The 15,017-nt window shown below is 59.7% G+C and carries 13 protein-coding genes and 1 pseudogene; 5 read left to right on the top strand and 9 right to left on the bottom strand.

The features are described 5' to 3' along the window. The first annotated feature begins 1 nt into the window (after position 1). On the top strand, positions 2-1,402 hold the full coding sequence (locus tag LG409_RS04360; RefSeq protein ID WP_039175656.1) for a sigma-54-dependent transcriptional regulator: 1,401 nt from the start codon (positions 2-4) through the stop codon (positions 1,400-1,402). A gap of 49 nt (positions 1,403-1,451) precedes the next feature. Here LG409_RS04360 and LG409_RS04355 read toward each other — a convergent pair whose 3' ends face one another. After that, positions 1,452-1,646 carry a hypothetical protein gene (locus LG409_RS04355; protein WP_039175655.1) on the bottom strand — a complete coding sequence of 65 codons (195 nt, stop codon included), beginning with the start codon at positions 1,644-1,646 and terminating at the stop codon, positions 1,452-1,454. Positions 1,647-1,890: 244 nt separating this feature from the next. Further along, positions 1,891-2,319, bottom strand: coding sequence for a hypothetical protein (locus LG409_RS04350; RefSeq protein WP_193461637.1), 429 nt, complete (start codon positions 2,317-2,319; stop codon positions 1,891-1,893). Between the two features lie 456 nt (positions 2,320-2,775). On the opposite strand from LG409_RS04350, the pseudogene LG409_RS04345 reads away from it, so the two are divergent. After that, positions 2,776-4,416 (top strand): annotated as a pseudogene (locus tag LG409_RS04345) (BCCT family transporter). A 95-nt stretch (positions 4,417-4,511) separates the two neighbouring features. Here the strand turns inward: LG409_RS04345 and LG409_RS04340 are convergent. The 3 genes from LG409_RS04340 to LG409_RS04330 form a co-directional block, all read right to left on the bottom strand. Beyond that, on the bottom strand, positions 4,512-5,237 hold the full coding sequence (locus tag LG409_RS04340) for a 3'-5' exonuclease (RefSeq protein WP_227407681.1): 726 nt from the start codon (positions 5,235-5,237) through the stop codon (positions 4,512-4,514). Position 5,238: 1 nt separating this feature from the next. After that, the gene (locus LG409_RS04335; protein WP_039175649.1) at positions 5,239-7,149 is read right to left on the bottom strand and encodes a DUF294 nucleotidyltransferase-like domain-containing protein; all 1,911 of its coding nucleotides are present in this window, start codon (positions 7,147-7,149) and stop codon (positions 5,239-5,241) included. Between the two features lie 228 nt (positions 7,150-7,377). After that, positions 7,378-7,767: a DUF4168 domain-containing protein gene (locus tag LG409_RS04330; RefSeq protein ID WP_039175645.1), complete on the bottom strand. Its 390-nt coding sequence runs from the start codon at positions 7,765-7,767 to the stop codon at positions 7,378-7,380. A 146-nt stretch (positions 7,768-7,913) separates the two neighbouring features. Here LG409_RS04330 and LG409_RS04325 point away from each other — a divergent pair, with 146 nt between their 5' ends. After that, entirely contained in the window at positions 7,914-8,837 is a 924-nt protein-coding gene (locus LG409_RS04325) for a DMT family transporter (protein ID WP_052196320.1), read from the top strand. Positions 8,838-8,874: 37 nt separating this feature from the next. Then, positions 8,875-9,642 carry an EAL domain-containing protein gene (locus LG409_RS04320; RefSeq protein WP_446719091.1) on the top strand — a complete coding sequence of 256 codons (768 nt, stop codon included), beginning with the start codon at positions 8,875-8,877 and terminating at the stop codon, positions 9,640-9,642. A gap of 7 nt (positions 9,643-9,649) precedes the next feature. Here the strand turns inward: LG409_RS04320 and mtgA are convergent, their stop codons facing one another. From mtgA to LG409_RS04305, 3 genes are all read right to left on the bottom strand, one after another. Continuing rightward, complete coding sequence (gene mtgA, locus LG409_RS04315; RefSeq protein WP_016916327.1) at positions 9,650-10,366, bottom strand: monofunctional biosynthetic peptidoglycan transglycosylase; 717 nt, start codon at positions 10,364-10,366, stop codon at positions 9,650-9,652. A gap of 12 nt (positions 10,367-10,378) precedes the next feature. Next, positions 10,379-11,233, bottom strand: coding sequence for an S-formylglutathione hydrolase (fghA, locus tag LG409_RS04310; protein ID WP_016916326.1), 855 nt, complete (start codon positions 11,231-11,233; stop codon positions 10,379-10,381). 72 nt (positions 11,234-11,305) lie between these two features. After that, a complete protein-coding gene (locus LG409_RS04305) occupies positions 11,306-12,415 on the bottom strand; it encodes an S-(hydroxymethyl)glutathione dehydrogenase/class III alcohol dehydrogenase (protein ID WP_227407680.1) in 1,110 nt (369 codons plus the stop codon). 208 nt (positions 12,416-12,623) lie between these two features. Between LG409_RS04305 and LG409_RS04300 the strand changes: the two genes are divergently transcribed. Then, the gene (locus LG409_RS04300; protein ID WP_039175636.1) at positions 12,624-13,511 is read left to right on the top strand and encodes a LysR family transcriptional regulator; all 888 of its coding nucleotides are present in this window, start codon (positions 12,624-12,626) and stop codon (positions 13,509-13,511) included. A gap of 14 nt (positions 13,512-13,525) precedes the next feature. Here LG409_RS04300 and LG409_RS04295 read toward each other — a convergent pair whose 3' ends face one another. Next, a complete protein-coding gene (locus tag LG409_RS04295; protein ID WP_227407679.1) occupies positions 13,526-14,893 on the bottom strand; it encodes an L-serine ammonia-lyase in 1,368 nt (455 codons plus the stop codon). Positions 14,894-15,017: the final 124 nt, after the last annotated feature.

Here is a 15,017-nt window from a genome sequence, read left to right as displayed (position 1 = left end):
TGTGACCCATCAGGAACACCTGTTACCGCTTTTGGTGGTGGAAGATGACGCCGCTATACGTGAGTTATTGGAAGAGGAGCTTCACGATGCGGGCTATGAAACCGTAGGCGTCGCCAGCGCCGAAGAAGCCATTGCGCTACTTAGCCATACCCCGGTGGCGATGATGATCACCGATGTACGGCTGCCGGGCATGACCGGCATTCAACTCTTGCAGCAGCTTCGCCAGAGCGGCAGCGAGCTGGGCATCATCGTGATTACCGCGTTTGGCACCATCGACCAGGCCGTGGAAGCCCTGAAGCTGGGGGCCGACGATTTTCTGACCAAGCCGCTGGATCTGGATGCGATTCGCGAAGCGGTGTTTCGTGTGCTGGAGCGCCAGCGCCTCTCGCTATCGCACGATACCGAGCTGAGCCACTTCCATGGCATCGTGGGCAAAAGTCCGGCGATGCAGTCGCTGTTCCACGATGCCTCGCGGCTGGCCAAAAGCGACGCTCCCATTCTCATTCTGGGTGAAAGCGGTACCGGCAAGGAGCTGCTGGCGCGGGCCATTCATCAGGAGAGCAGCCGCCACGACGCGCCTTTTGTGCCCGTCAACTGCGCCAGCATTCCCGCCGACCTGATGGAAAGCGAGTTTTTCGGCCATGTCAAAGGCGCCTTCACCGGCGCCAACGAAGCCCGCAAGGGCCTGTTCCAGAGCGCCCAGGGGGGCAGCCTGTTCCTGGATGAAATTGGTGAAATGCCGATCAACCTGCAGGCCAAACTGCTGCGTGCCCTGCAAGAGAAGACCGTTCGCCCGGTGGGCGGGGAGCGCGAGGAACCGGTGGACGTGCGCATCATTGCGGCCACTCACCGTAACCTGGAAAAGGAGATCGAGCAGGAGAACTTCCGTAGCGACCTGTTTTATCGTCTGGAAACGTTCTCGCTGCGTATTCCTCCCCTGCGCGAGCGCGGCACCGATGTGGAACACCTGATCTTTGCGCTGATCGACAAACACGCCGAGTCTCAGCACAAACAGGTGGAGCATATCGAGCCCGAAGCACTCAACAGCCTGCTCAACTACACTTACCCTGGCAACGTGCGCGAGCTGGAAAACGCCATCATGCGTGCAGTCACCTTGAGTGAGGAGGGCCTGTTGAAGCATCAGGACCTGCCCGAGCGTCTACGCGATCAGGCTCATCAGCAAAACGGTGACGACCCCACGCCGACCTTGAGTGGCGAAGTATTGCCCGGCACCTCGGCACCGGCCCCTGCTCCGGCCCGCTGGCCCAGTCTGGAAGAGGTGGAGAAACGCTACATCCGCAAAGTGCTGGAAGCCACTGGCGGCAACAAGCGCCGTACGGCGGAAGTTCTGGGCATCGCGCGGCGAACGCTCTACCGTCGCCTGGAAGACAGCGACGAGTGACCCATAACGAAGCCGCCCCCATGTCAGGGGGCGGTCTCGTTGAAGCCTCTTAATTATCCACGCCCTCCCCCGGCGTCTCTTCAGGGGTGGTGCCATCATTGGCCATGGGGCCACTGCCCATGGGCTCTTCCGGTTCGGGCTCTCCGTTAGGCGGCGAGCTGTCGCCACACCCCGCCAATACCCCGGTCATCAAGAGCGCACTGAACAACATTGCATATACACGCTGGTGCTTTGGTGACTTCATGTCGTGCTCCTTCCCTTTTGAAAATCTCTTGTGAAAACGCCCTCCATGGAAAGCGAGATCGTCGAATGCGTTTGGCAGGCCAAACACCTGCTTGTTCGCCTCCTGCCTGTTTAACTTTAGCGGCTACTGACCAGGATGCAAAAAAAACCCCCGCGGGCGCGGGGGTGAAAGGATGACAGGCCGTGTGGAGCAGCCGCAGGGAACAGACAGCTGGGCGACCTGGCATCGTAGGGAGCGGTAAACATTACTGGGTCGTGGTCATCTCGTCTTCGTCGTCCGCAGGTACTTCGTCATTGGCGCCGGGCATCGGGTCGGTGCCTTCACCAAAACCAGGCTCTTCCTGCGGGTCGGTCATATCCGTGGTCTCGCCGGGCATGGGCTCCTGCGTGGATGCCGCATCACCCTCGAGGCCTGGGTCAGCCGCCATGGGATCGTCTGCCATGGTATCTGCTGGAGCAGCGGGCTCTTCGCCCATCATGCTATCGCCTTCGGTAGTGCTGGGCACTTGGCCGGAGGTGGCATCCTGTTCCATGGTCTCAGGCTGCTGAGCCGGGGGCATCTCGTCTTCACCATTTCCACAACCTGCCAGTGCCAGCGTGCTGACCGTGGCGGCGAGCATGCATAGTGTCAGTACGCGTGGACGCTTGGTTGTCTGGGGAGTCTGCTTATCCATAAGAGTTGCCTCCATTACTGATTACATGTTGCTCGTCCTGCATCTGCAAAGACCTTTTCACACAACGTGCCAATCTTTCCAAAATAAAAAATAATCCATTAAAAACAAAATTTTGAAAAAACAACAATGGGCGCATCAAACACCGCAACATGATGGTCAGGCAGGTTAAAAATGGCACATGTGGCATTTTTCAGCTCAGATGCTGGCGGCGTTGTGACACACCGACCAAGACCATGTATAATAAAAATTAATCAAGAAAATAAAAAAACAGGTCATTCCGTTATGAATGGTGGTGAGATCGCCACGACCACCTGCGATACCCACCCATTGACTGTATATCTTGGTTGCGTTGATAAACATTAATCAACATTTGCTACCCTAGTAGTTGCATCATTCGCTTGCCAGGCACTTGTCCCGTGGCCTTTGGCAGTTTTTGTTCGACATGGAGAGGCTTTTGTGGAAAACCCAGACGCTAAACGTCCCCCTGAAGAGCCGGTCTCGGAGGGCATTCCTGCCCCGGATGGCCCGGCCAACCTGATAGATACCGACTACGTGATCGGTCAGGACAACATTACCACCAGCACCATGGGGTTCAGCCTTGACCTGCACGGCAAGGTATTTACCATCTCGGCGCTGGTGGTACTGCTGTTCGTGATCCTCACGCTGGCGCTACAGGACACCATCGCACCGCTTTACGACTCGATTTTCGGCTTTCTGACCGGCAACCTGTCGTGGTTCTTCATTCTGTCCGCCAATATCTTCGTCCTGCTTTGTCTGGGCCTGATCGTATCGCCGTTGGGCAAGATTCGTATCGGCGGGGCCGATGCCAAGCCTGACTTCACCTACACCGGCTGGTTTTCCATGCTGTTTGCGGCGGGTATGGGCATCGGGCTGATGTTCTTCGGCGTCAACGAGCCGCTGACCCATTTTGGCACCTCGCTGGACGGCGGAGACTGGGCGCCGTTGGCGGGAGCCGAAGGTGACACGGCTGCCGCCGCTGCGCTGGGCATGGCCGCGACCATTTTCCACTGGGGCCTGCACCCGTGGGCCATTTACGCCGTGGTCGCGCTGTCGCTGGCACTGTTCTCCTTCAACAAGGGTCTGCCGCTGTCGATGCGCTCCGTGTTCTACCCGCTGCTGGGTGAGCGCGTATGGGGCTGGCCAGGGCATCTGATCGATATTCTGGCGGTGTTTGCCACGCTGTTCGGTCTGGCGACCTCGCTGGGGCTGGGTGCTACCCAGGCCGCTGCGGGCTTGAGCTACCTGTTCGGCGCACCGGAAAGCGATGTCACCATGATCCTGTTGATCATCGGCATCACCATCATTGCCATCGGCTCCATCATTGCCGGGGTCGACAAAGGCGTGCAGCTGCTGTCGAAAATCAACATCGCCACGGCGGCGGCACTGCTGTTCTTCGTCATCGCGGTAGGCCCCACCCTGCTGATTGCCACGGGCTTTTTCGAAAACCTGATCAACTACGTGGTGCATCTACCGGCCCTCTCCAACCCCTTTGGCCGTGAAGATGCCAACTTCAGCCAAGGCTGGACTGCCTTCTACTGGGCCTGGTGGATCTCCTGGTCACCCTACGTCGGCATGTTCATCGCGCGGGTTTCCCGTGGCCGTACCGTTCGTGAATTCCTGATCTCGGTGCTGCTGGTGCCTTCGATCGTCTCGGTGCTGTGGATGACCACGTTCGGTGGCACTGCCATCGACCAGTACGTGAGCTAGGGTATCGAAGCCGTGCGTGACGCCGGTGTGGACCTGCAACTGTTCGTGATGCTCGAGCAGTTGCCGCTGTCGCAGATCACCTCGTTCATTGCGATTCTGCTGGTCATCATCTTCTTCGTGACCTCGTCTGACTCGGGCTCGCTGGTCATCGACTCCATCACGGCCGGTGGCAAGGTGGATGCTCCCAAGCCGCAGCGCGTGTTCTGGGCGATCATCGAAGGTGCCATTGCCATCGCCCTGCTGTTGGGTGGCGGCCTGACGGCCCTGCAAACCATGGCCGTATCGACGGGCTTCCCGTTCACCATCATCCTGCTGGTGGCCTGCTACGCCATCATCAAAGGGCTGATGAGCGAACCCAAAGCCGTTTGATCCCTCCTTGGCCAGCGTTTCTTGCTGGCCTTACACAAAACGGGCAGCCCATGGGCTGCCCGTTTTGTGTTTGCCACTACCCCCACTCTAGTCCGTCAGCACCACAGCGCCTTGAGCGGCGTATCCGGTGAGTAGCGGTTGGCGATTTGCGCCTGCAGCAGCTCGGCGGTGGCCAGCGCATCCACCAGGGCGTGGTGCCCCTGGTAGGGCGGCAAGCCATAGCGTTCACGGCTGGCATTGAGCCGAATCGAGACCGGCGGCCTGCCCAGCCAGCGGCGAAAGCGCGCCCACAGGGTCTGCCGATGCAGTCTGGCTTCCAGCGACATCGTGTCGATCATGGGAAACAGCACGCCCTCGCCGCGCCGCTCCTTCACGGCGGCATCCAGAAAAGGGCGCTCGATGTTGCGAAAATGGACCACCACCACTCGGCCCGCCAGCACCTCCAGCAGCTCATCCAGCACCTCGTCCAGATCAGGGGCCTCAGCCACCTCCGAGTGGGTGATATGGTGGTAGGCGATGGAGGCTTCGTCCAGCGGCCGCGCAGGCTTCACCACCCAGTAACGTCGCTGGGCAAGCGGTATCCGGCCCAGCGTAAAGGGCACGGCCCCCACGCTGACGATACCGTGGCGACGCTCGTCCAGCCCGGTGGTTTCCAGGTCCAGCGCCACCATGGGCACCTCGCCCAGAGGGGTGTCGGGGTCTGGCAAGGGCGTGCTGAAGAAACGCTGCAACGCCTCATTATCAGCGCGCTGGGCGCGAGCAGCCATGTAGCCAGCCCAGTCGGCCTGGGTCACTTTCTGACGTGGGCGAATACCGTGCATATCAACGCCCCTGCCGTTGCGTAGGAATCGGGTAGCGGAATTTCAGGAATTTCTGCGCATGGCTCAACACCTGAAACGCATCCTTGAGCGTGTGCCGCTCGCTGTCTTCGACGTTTTCGGGTTCGATGTTGTTATCCGGCTCGCGCTCTTCCTGCAGGTCGATGACCTGATGGCGAATACGCGACATGCACAGGAACTCCAGGGCATAGCTCAGCTTGTCGCTGACCCCGGTGGCCAACAGCTGGGTCTGGCTGATGTCGTTCAGCCGCTGAAAGGAGTTCTGCGCTTTGGAGCCACAGGCCAGCGCATGCACACGAATCAGGTCTACCATGGGCGCCGTACCGCGCCGCTTGAGGTTGATGGAGTTGTTGTGCTTGCCATCCTTTTCCATCACGAACGTGCGGAAAAAGCCCAGCGGGGGCGTACGGTTCAAGGCATTACGCGCCATGGCGGCCAGAAACAGCGGCGACTGGGGTGCCGTCTGGGCAATCAGGTCCTGAAGCGCTTCCACGTAGTGTTCTTCGCCATAGATACTGTCCAGGTCGAAAAAGATCGAGCTGTGCAGCAACCTCTCCGGAGTTGGGTTGGCCATCCAGTCCTGGAAGTAGCGTTTCCACACGCTCAGCGGCTGGCGCCACTGGCGGTTGGTGGCCATGACATCGCCTTTGCAATAGGTGTAGCCACAGGCGGCCAATCCATCGCTGACAAAGGCTGCCAGCGCCTGGAAATACGCGTCGTGCTCGTCCGGGTCGAAATCATCGGACAAGATCAGCGCATTGTCCTGGTCCGTCACGATGCTCTGCTCGTTACGCGCCATGGACCCATTGACCATGAAGCAGTAAGGCACCGGGGGTGGCCCCAGCGACTCTTCGGCCAACTCCAGCAAACGGCGGGTAAAACTGCGCCCGATGGTCGATAGCGCGCTGCCCACCATCTGTGAATTGGCCCCCTCCTGCACCATCCGTGCAAAGGCAGCGCGAACATCGGGCAACAGCTTGGCCAACCCTTGGGCGCTGGACTGGTTGAAAATATTGCTGACCAGATAAAGCCCGCTATGGGTCTCGTAGCGAATGATATCGGAAAGATGCACCACACCTACCGGGCGCTGGCGATACAGCACCGGCAAGTGATGCACGTTACTGCGCAGCATCACCAGCATGGCCTCGTAGACCGTGGCATCCGACTGGACGGTAATCAACCGCTCTGATACCACATCGCCCACGGGCGTGGAGGGCGCCAGCCCTTCAGCCACTACCCGCGTGCGGAAATCGCTGTCGGTGAGAATGCCGCACATCTGCCAGGTCTTGCCTTCGCTGTCCTGAAAGCTGTAGCGAGGATGATTGCTCCCCTCATCGATCACCAGTACGGCCGATGCCTGGGCAGCGCTGATCTGCTGTGCCGCCTGCTGAACGCTGGTGGTGGACTCCACCATCACCGGATAACGTGTCACCAGCTTGCGTATGCGCGTGACCATCATGTCGTTGGACTTTTTCTGCTGCTCGGCAGCGGTCTCCAACCGAGGCCGCTCCAGCTCCACGAAGTCGGCAAACTCATCGTCTTCCTCACAGAGCCGCTGGAAAACGTCGTTGGGTATGAAATAGATCAACGTATCTTCGATGGCCTTGGCAGGAAAGCGCACCTTGTGGTTACGCAGCAGGCTGAAATGACCGAAGATGTCTCCTTCTGCCAGGCGATTGTAGAGTTCGCCCTGCCGCCGATACACTTCTACTGCCCCACTGCGGATATAGCACAGCTCATCGAGGGTGGCATCCAGCTCGAGAATGTCGCTACCCGTCTTGAAGTAACTCACCTCCACCCGGGCGGCAATGGCGTCCAGTAGCTCATCGGACAGCCCATCGAATGGCGGGAACTGTCCCATGTGCTGGCGGATTTCCAGAAGCTCCACGTCCATACGCTCTCCTGCAGAGGCTCAAAGGGTTAATGATCAGCCATTTAGTGTGGCGTGTGCGTCGGTAGAGGACAACCTTTCAGCCTGGGTGAACCACGCAAAAAAAGCCCAGCGCGTTGGCGCTGGGCTTTTGGACCACAGAACAGGCAGGTACTTCGCACGTTAAGGAAAATCTGGCACTATCCTGCAGGTCTCGATGGTTCACCACCGCCAGAGGCGGTGGCAACAGGCTTATGACTGGCTAGCCATTTCCTGTACACGCTGCATCATTTCCGGATCCTGCTGGATGGATTGACCGATAGCATTGAACGTGTCGACGTCCAGACCGCTGTCTTCGACCACTTCGATCATGCGGTCATTGGCTTCAGCGCGAACTTCCTGTTGGGCAGCTTCGTCTTCTGCTTCCTGCAGACGCTGTGTGTACTCCTGAGAGATCACGGCGATTTCTTGAGAAGCATCGGCGAACTGCTGTAGCTGCTGATCAGAAAAATCCTGTGCAGGCGCCTGCTGGGTCGCCATCGGATCTTGTGCCGGGTCCTGGGCTTGCTGGGCGTGGGCAGTGCCCGCCATCAGGCCAGTGGCAAGGAGAGCAGCAGAGAACAAAGCAGTCATACGTTGCATGGTAAGAAACCTCATTGGCGCGTTATGAATGTGCACAGTGTGACGCGTGGTTCAGGCACAGGTTCAATCTTTTATGTAAAAACACGTTACAAGAAGAACAGAACGTAACAACAACAGATAAACAACACGCTGGCAATAGGAGCTTTATGTCTAGCCATTTCAAGGCCTTGCAAAACATGCACGGCCATTCGCTCGCGCTGGCCGCCATGCCTGGGCTCTTCGTGCTGTTATGGAGCACGGGGTTCATTGGTGCCAAGTTTGGCCTGCCCTACGCCGAACCCTTCACGTTTTTGTTTATCCGCTTCGTGTTGACGCTGCTGCTGCTCGTACCGCTGACCTTGCTGATGCGCATTCCATGGCCGAGTTCACCAAGGCTATGGATGCATATCGGGATATCGGGCCTGCTCGTGCATGCCACCTATCTTGGCGGCGTATTCTATGGAATTTACCTGGGAATGCCAGCGGGTCTGGCGGCCTTGCTGGTCGGCTTGCAGCCATTGTTGACCGCCGCCTGTGCAGGCCCACTGCTGGGCGAACGCCTGGGCGCGCGACAATGGCTGGGCCTGGCACTGGGGCTGGTAGGCATCTGCCTGGTGCTGGGCAGCAAGCTGGAGTTTGGCAGTTCGCTGTTCAGCGGTTTTGGCATGGGGGCACTGGTCAGTGTACTCGCCGCATTGCTGGGTATTTCACTGGGCACGCTGTACCAGAAACGCTACTGCACCAGCATGCCGCTGCTGTCGGGTGCAGTGATTCAGTACCTGGCTGCAGGCACCCTGCTGGGCTTGGGCGCGCTGTTGTTCGAGACCCGCTCCGTAGCGTGGAGCACGACCTTCCTGCTGACGCTGGGCTGGCTCGTGCTGATTCTGTCAATTGCCGCTATCCTGTTATTGATGGCCTTGATAAAAAAGGGGGAGGCTTCCCGCGTGGCAAGCCTCTTTTATCTGGTGCCTCCCGTGACCGCGCTGCAGGCGTGGTGGTTATTTGATGAACGGCTGCCGCTGATGGGGCTCATCGGCATGGTCATTGCCATTGCAGGGGTGGTGATGGTCGTCAAATCCGCCAGCAAATAACCCTAATAATTTTGATCGTTCCAGGGCTTGGAAGAACATGACAGCACAACCTCATTGCGCCAGGGTAAACGGCGTCTGCAACCGCTGCGACACACCGGTACCTTTCGCGTTTACCATGGCCTTTCAGCCCATCGTGGACGTAGCACGTCGTGAAGTGATCTATTACGAAGCGCTGGTACGAGGCATCAACGGTGAGTCCGCCTTTTCCATTCTGGAGCAGGTGACAGACGACCTGCTGTATCGCTTTGACCAGGCATGTCGGGTCAAAGCCATCGAGTTGGCCAGTGAGCTGGGGATGGAAGCGCGTCTCTCGATCAACTTTCTTCCCAATGCCGTCTACGAACCCGAAGCCTGTATTCAATCTACCCTGGAAACATCACGCCGGGTGGGCTGGCCCACCGAACGGCTGAACTTCGAAATCACCGAAACCGAACGGGTGGTCGACCGAACACACCTGCGCAACATCATCGATAGCTATCGCCGCATGGGGTTCACCACGTCGCTGGATGATTTTGGCAACGGCTACGCCAACCTGGACCTGTTGACCGATTTGCGACCGGATACACTGAAGGTAGACCGAGAGCTGGTCATGGGCTGCGACGGCAATCCACGGCGGCAGGCCATTCTCAAAAGCCTGGTCGCCCTGGCGCGTACCCTGGGCACCCAACTGGTGGCCGAAGGGGTCGAGACACGGGCGGAGTCACGCTGCCTGCTGGCCTTGGGCATTTCGGTACAGCAGGGGTATTACTTCGCCAGGCCACAGGTAGGCGTGCTGGCCAGCGTGGCTGACGAGCAATACGATTGAAGAACGTTCAAAGCCGTTCGAGGTAAGCCGTGCCGCCCAGATTACGCATCTGTTGGCGGATCCACTGGCCGCGGCGCTCGACCTGGGCGTCGGGTCGCGATGCGCTGCGAGTGCGCGGGCTAGGCAGGATGGCCGCCAGCAAACTGGCCTGGCGCTCGGTCAAGGCACTTCCGGAAGCACCAAAGTAGTGGTCGGCGGCAGCTTCCAGCCCAAACACCCCGGTATCCCACTCGGCCACGTTCAGGTACACCTCCAGAATCCGCTGCTTGCTCCAGAAGGTTTCGATCAGCAGGGTGAACCACGCTTCCAGCCCTTTGCGCAGCCAGCTGCGCCCACTCCATAGGAAAACGTTCTTGGCCGTTTGCTGGCTGAGCGTACTGGCTCCCCGCAGCCTCGAGCCATCACGGCTGGCCTCCCAGGCACGACGCAGCTCCACCACATCGAAACCACGATGAATCGGGAAGCGTTGGTCCTCGGCGGCAATCACCGCCAGCTTGGCGTTATTCGAGAGATTGTCCCAACTACGCCACTGGTGCTGGATGGTGATGGGTTCGCGATGGACCCAGCTTTGTACCTTGCGTTCCACCATCACCATGGAACCCGGCGGCGGCACGAAGCGAAACAGCCACACCAGCGCCACCGAGAGCAGCACAAAGGCCAGCGCGCCACGCCAAACAAGACGCCAAAGCAGACGAAGAACTCGGCGCAGCGCGCGATTGACCATGTCTCGGTACCCTTAACGTTTCATGAGGTGCTCCGCATGATAGCGCAAATGGTCCTCGATGAACGAGGCGATGAAGAAGTAACTATGATCGTAGCCTGGCTGACGGCGCAGCGTTAGCGGGTGATCATGCTCGGCGCATACCGCTTCCAGACGCTCGGGCATCAGCTGCTCTTCCAGGAACTGATCGGCTTCTCCTTGATCGATGAACAACCGTTGCCGGGAAGCGCCATTGGCCACCAGCTCGCAGGCATCGTACTGGCGCCAGCGGGTCTGATCTTCCCCAAGGTAGCTGGTGAAGGCTTTTTGCCCCCAAGGGCAGTTCATCGGGTTCACGATCGGCGCAAAGGCCGATACCGAACGGAAGCGCCCCGGATGACGCAGCGCCAGAATCAATGCACCATGCCCTCCCATGGAGTGCCCGCTGATCGACTCGCGGCCATTGACCGGAAAATGCTGACGCACCACGGACGGCAGCTCTTCGACCACATAATCGTACATGCGGTAGTGAGGCTTCCAGGGCGCCTGGGTGGCGTTCACGTAGAAACCTGCGCCAGACCCCAGATCGTAGCTTTCATGCTCGCCGGGCAACTCCGTGCCGCGCGGGCTGGTATCCGGACATACGATCGCCACGCCCAGCTCTGCCGCAATGCGGTGCGCGCCGGCTTTCTGCATGAAGTTTTCGTCATTGCAGGTCAACCCCGACAGCCACCACAGCAGGGGCACCCGCTCGTTTTCGGCTTGTGGCGGCAGGTACACCGCAAAGACCATGTCGCAGTCCAGGGCTCGGGAGTAGTGGCGGTAGCGCTTGTGCCAACCGCCAAAACTGCGGTTTGCCGACACCAGCTCCAACGTTTCACTCATGCTCATGGGCAGGCTCCTTAAACAGTGAAACGCGGCGGGTCGCCCCGGCCGCGTTCTTTCAGGCTGCTTTCATCATACTCAGTAATGCAGAACGGTACGAATGCTCTTGCCGGCATGGAGCAGATCGAAGGCTTCGTTGATCTTCTCGAAGGGCATGTCATGGGTAATGAAGTCGTCGATGTTCAGCTCGCCGTTCATATAACGGTCTACATAACCCGGCAGCTCGCTACGCCCTTTCACGCCGCCAAACGCAGAGCCTTTCCATACCCGGCCGGTGACCAGTTGGAAGGGGCGCGTGGAGACCTCTTCACCGGCACTCGCCACGCCAATGACGATCGACTCACCCCAGCCCTTGTGGCAGCACTCGAGGGCGGAACGCATCACGTTGACATTGCCGATGCACTCGAAGGAGTAGTCCACGCCACCGTCGGTCATGTCGACGATCACTTGCTGGATCGGGTCGCTGTAGTCTTTCGGGTTGACGAAGTCCGTCGCCCCGAACTGCTTGGCCAGCTCGAACTTGTCCGGATTGACATCAATGGCGATGATCCTGGCGGCCTTGGCCATCACGGCCCCCTGGATCACCGCCAGGCCGATCGCCCCGAGGCCAAACACGGCAATGGTGGAGCCCGGCTCGACCTTGGCCGTGTTCAACACGGCACCAATCCCGGTGGTGACACCGCAGCCCAGCAGGCAGATCTTGTCCAGCGGCGCTTCCTTGGAAACCACGGCCAGCGAGACTTCCGGCAGCACGGTGTACTCACTGAAGGTGGAGGTGCCCATGTAGTGGTGCAGCATCTTGCCTTCCAGCGAGAAGCGCGATGTGCCATCGGGCATGACCCCTTTACCTTGGGTAGCGCGCACGCTGCCACACAGGTTGGTCTTGCCGGACAGGCAGAATTTGCACTTGCCGCACTCAGCGGTATACAGCGGAATGACGTGGTCGCCCGGCTTCAGGCTGGTCACGCCTTCGCCCACTTCCTGCACGATACCCGCACCTTCGTGGCCCAGTACCGCCGGGAAGTTACCTTCCGGGTCGGCGCCCGACAAGGTATAGGCATCGGTATGGCAGACGCTGGTGGCCGCCATCTTCACCAGCACCTCGCCCGCCTTGGGGCCTTCCACATCGATGTCGACCAGTTCGAGCGGCTTGCCCGCTTCGAGTGCAACCGCAGCACGTGATTTCATGCAAATCTCCCCGAGGTGTTGCGCAGCGACGTTCACTGCCTGGGCGCAACAGCGCTCGATAAAGTGGATGGATAAACGTGCTTGCAGTGTAGGCCAGCTAGGCGAAAGGGATAAAGCGGGATACACTCACAAGATTATTGCCACTGAGCAACAATCGCGTTGCTCATTCGCTGCCACCCTTCACCGCCAGATGCACATGAGGAGCGCCATGCAGCGCTGGGATCGTATCGAAGCGTTCGTGGAAGTCGTACGGCTCGGCACCTTTTCGGCCGCGGCTCGCCACTTGAAGGTGTCCACCTCGCATATCAGTCGGCTGGTCAGCCAGTTGGAGAATCAGCTGGGCGTTCAGCTGCTGTATCGCACCACACGGCAGATTCGGCTGACCGATGCCGGGGCCTTGTACGTGGAGCACTGCCGCCATTTGTTCGATGGGCTGCGTGATGCCGAGCAGGCGATCAGCGAGCTGCAGGCCAAACCCCATGGGCTACTGAAACTGACCTCGGCAACGACCTTCGGCGAGCGCTACGTTGCCCCGCTGGTCAATGATTTCCAGCGCCTGCACCCTCAGCTCGAAGTACACATGCACTTCACCAATCGCCCGGTGGAGTTGATCGAAGAGGGTTTCGACATCGCCATTCGCATGGGGGTACTGAAAGACTCCAGCCTGATTGCTCGGCGGCTGTGCGAACGCCGCGAATACGTGGTGGGCTCACAGGCCTATTTTCGTCAGGCGCCCCGCCCCCACACGCTGGGCGAGCTGAGCCAACACCGCTGCCTACTGGGGTCGCGCCCCAACTGGCTGTTCGAAGTGAACGGCCAGCGGCGAGAGGTCAAGGTGGAGGGATGCTGGAGCGGCAACTCGGGGCCTGCCCTGCTGGATGCGGCCCTGAAAGGGCTGGGCCTGGCTCAGTTGCCGGATTACTACGTCGCTCCGCATCTGGCCAGTGGTGAACTGATCTCGGTGCTGGAACCCTTCCAGCACCACGATACGGCGGTGTGGGCGGTCTACCCGCGCCACCGCCACTTGTCACCCAAGATTCGTCAACTGGTGGACTATCTGGTGGCCAATATCGGCCGCACCCTGCCCCAGGCCTGACACGCGCTGCCGGATTAACACTCGATGGCGTTGACCGCGAGCCCTCCCTTGGAGGTCTCCTTGTATTTGTCCTGCATGTCGCGTCCGGTATCGCGCATGGTCTTGATCACTTTATCCAGCGAGACGAAGTGGTCGCCATCACCATGCAGCGCCATGCGGGCGGCATTGATGGCCTTGACCGACGCAATGGCATTGCGCTCGATACAAGGGACCTGCACCAGCCCCGCCACCGGGTCACAGGTCAGCCCCAGGTTATGTTCCAGGCCAATTTCCGCAGCGTTTTCTACCTGCCGCGGCGTACCGCCCAGCACTTCGGCCAGCCCGGCCGCCGCCATGGCGCACGCCGAGCCGACCTCTCCCTGGCAGCCCACCTCCGCCCCGGAGATCGAGGCATTCTTCTTGCACAGTATGCCCATGGCGCCCGCCGCCAACAGAAAATCGACCACGTCGGCATCGCAGGCGTCGGGTTCGAACTTCAGGTAATAGGCCAGCACCGCCGGAACGATACCGGCAGCCCCATTGGTGGGCGCCGTGACCATCCGCTTGCCGGCCGCGTTCTCTTCATTGACGGCCAGCGCAAACAGGTTGACCCAATCCATCACGCTGAAACTGCTGACGATCAGGCGCTGCTGGGCGGGCGGCGAAAGCAGTTGCTGATGCAGGGCGTTGGCGCGACGGCGCACGTTCAGCCCGCCAGGCAACCGCCCGGTGGCTTTCAATCCGTTCTCGATGCTGTCACGCATGGCGTGCCAGATCTTCAGCAGTTCGGTACGGATGGTGTCTTCGCTGCGCCAGGCTTTCTCGTTTTCCAGCATCAGCTGGCTGATACGCAAATCATTCGCCTGGCACAGTGCCAATAGCTCGTTACCCGATTCGAACGGATAAGGCAGCGCCGTCTTGTCCTCATCCAGCCCGCCCTGATCGGCACAGGCCTGGTCGACATAGAAGCCGCCGCCCAGCGAGTAGTAAGTGTTGGTCGCGATGACCCGCTCTTGCTGGTAGGCCGTGATCACCATGGCATTGGGATGAAAGGCCAGACAGGTCTCGTCCCACTCGATGTCTCGCGCACGGTCGAAGGGCAGCGAATGCCCATTGGGCAGCGTCAGTGGCGTCCCGTCGTCCAGCGCCGCCAGGCGTCCGGCAATGCTGTCGGGCTCGATGAACTCGGGCATTTCACCCATCAGGCCCATCACCACCGCATTGTCGGTGCCGTGGCCTACCCCAGTCGCGGCCAACGACCCGTGCAGCCGCACCACCAGCCGTGACACTGGCGCTTCCGGCAACGCCATCACGAAATCCCGCGCCGCGCGCATGGGCCCCACGGTATGCGAGCTGGACGGGCCAATGCCTATCCGAAACAGATCAAAGACGCTAATGGCCATGGTGACATCCGCCCCTCAACGGTCGTTATTGCTTTCATGTCGTTACTTTGCAGTGTAACCCGCCATTCGTCGAGATATTCCTGGCACGTTCGACGTGTCAGCACAGAAAAGTGACGATATAATG

The organism is Halomonas sp. NyZ770 (assembly GCF_020616575.1).
Lineage (GTDB): Bacteria > Pseudomonadota > Gammaproteobacteria > Pseudomonadales > Halomonadaceae > Vreelandella > Vreelandella hamiltonii.
The sequence above is the reverse complement of the archived record's forward strand: the minus strand, read 5'-3'. Positions and strand labels throughout refer to the sequence as shown.

What these genes read in the sequence shown, in the direction of transcription:
- LG409_RS04355 (WP_039175655.1), bottom strand. Translation starts at nt 1,646, where the DNA reads ATGAAGTCACCAAAGCACCAGCGTGTATATGCAATGTTGTTCAGTGCG.
- LG409_RS04350 (WP_193461637.1), bottom strand. Translation starts at nt 2,319, where the DNA reads ATGGATAAGCAGACTCCCCAGACAACCAAGCGTCCACGCGTACTGACA.
- LG409_RS04340 (WP_227407681.1), bottom strand. Translation starts at nt 5,237, where the DNA reads ATGCACGGTATTCGCCCACGTCAGAAAGTGACCCAGGCCGACTGGGCT.
- LG409_RS04335 (WP_039175649.1), bottom strand. Translation starts at nt 7,149, where the DNA reads ATGGACGTGGAGCTTCTGGAAATCCGCCAGCACATGGGACAGTTCCCG.
- LG409_RS04330 (WP_039175645.1), bottom strand. Translation starts at nt 7,767, where the DNA reads ATGCAACGTATGACTGCTTTGTTCTCTGCTGCTCTCCTTGCCACTGGC.
- LG409_RS04325 (WP_052196320.1), top strand. Translation starts at nt 7,914, where the DNA reads ATGTCTAGCCATTTCAAGGCCTTGCAAAACATGCACGGCCATTCGCTC.
- LG409_RS04320 (WP_446719091.1), top strand. Translation starts at nt 8,875, where the DNA reads ATGACAGCACAACCTCATTGCGCCAGGGTAAACGGCGTCTGCAACCGC.
- mtgA (WP_016916327.1), bottom strand. Translation starts at nt 10,366, where the DNA reads ATGGTCAATCGCGCGCTGCGCCGAGTTCTTCGTCTGCTTTGGCGTCTT.
- fghA (WP_016916326.1), bottom strand. Translation starts at nt 11,233, where the DNA reads ATGAGCATGAGTGAAACGTTGGAGCTGGTGTCGGCAAACCGCAGTTTT.
- LG409_RS04305 (WP_227407680.1), bottom strand. Translation starts at nt 12,415, where the DNA reads ATGAAATCACGTGCTGCGGTTGCACTCGAAGCGGGCAAGCCGCTCGAA.
- LG409_RS04300 (WP_039175636.1), top strand. Translation starts at nt 12,624, where the DNA reads ATGCAGCGCTGGGATCGTATCGAAGCGTTCGTGGAAGTCGTACGGCTC.
- LG409_RS04295 (WP_227407679.1), bottom strand. Translation starts at nt 14,893, where the DNA reads ATGGCCATTAGCGTCTTTGATCTGTTTCGGATAGGCATTGGCCCGTCC.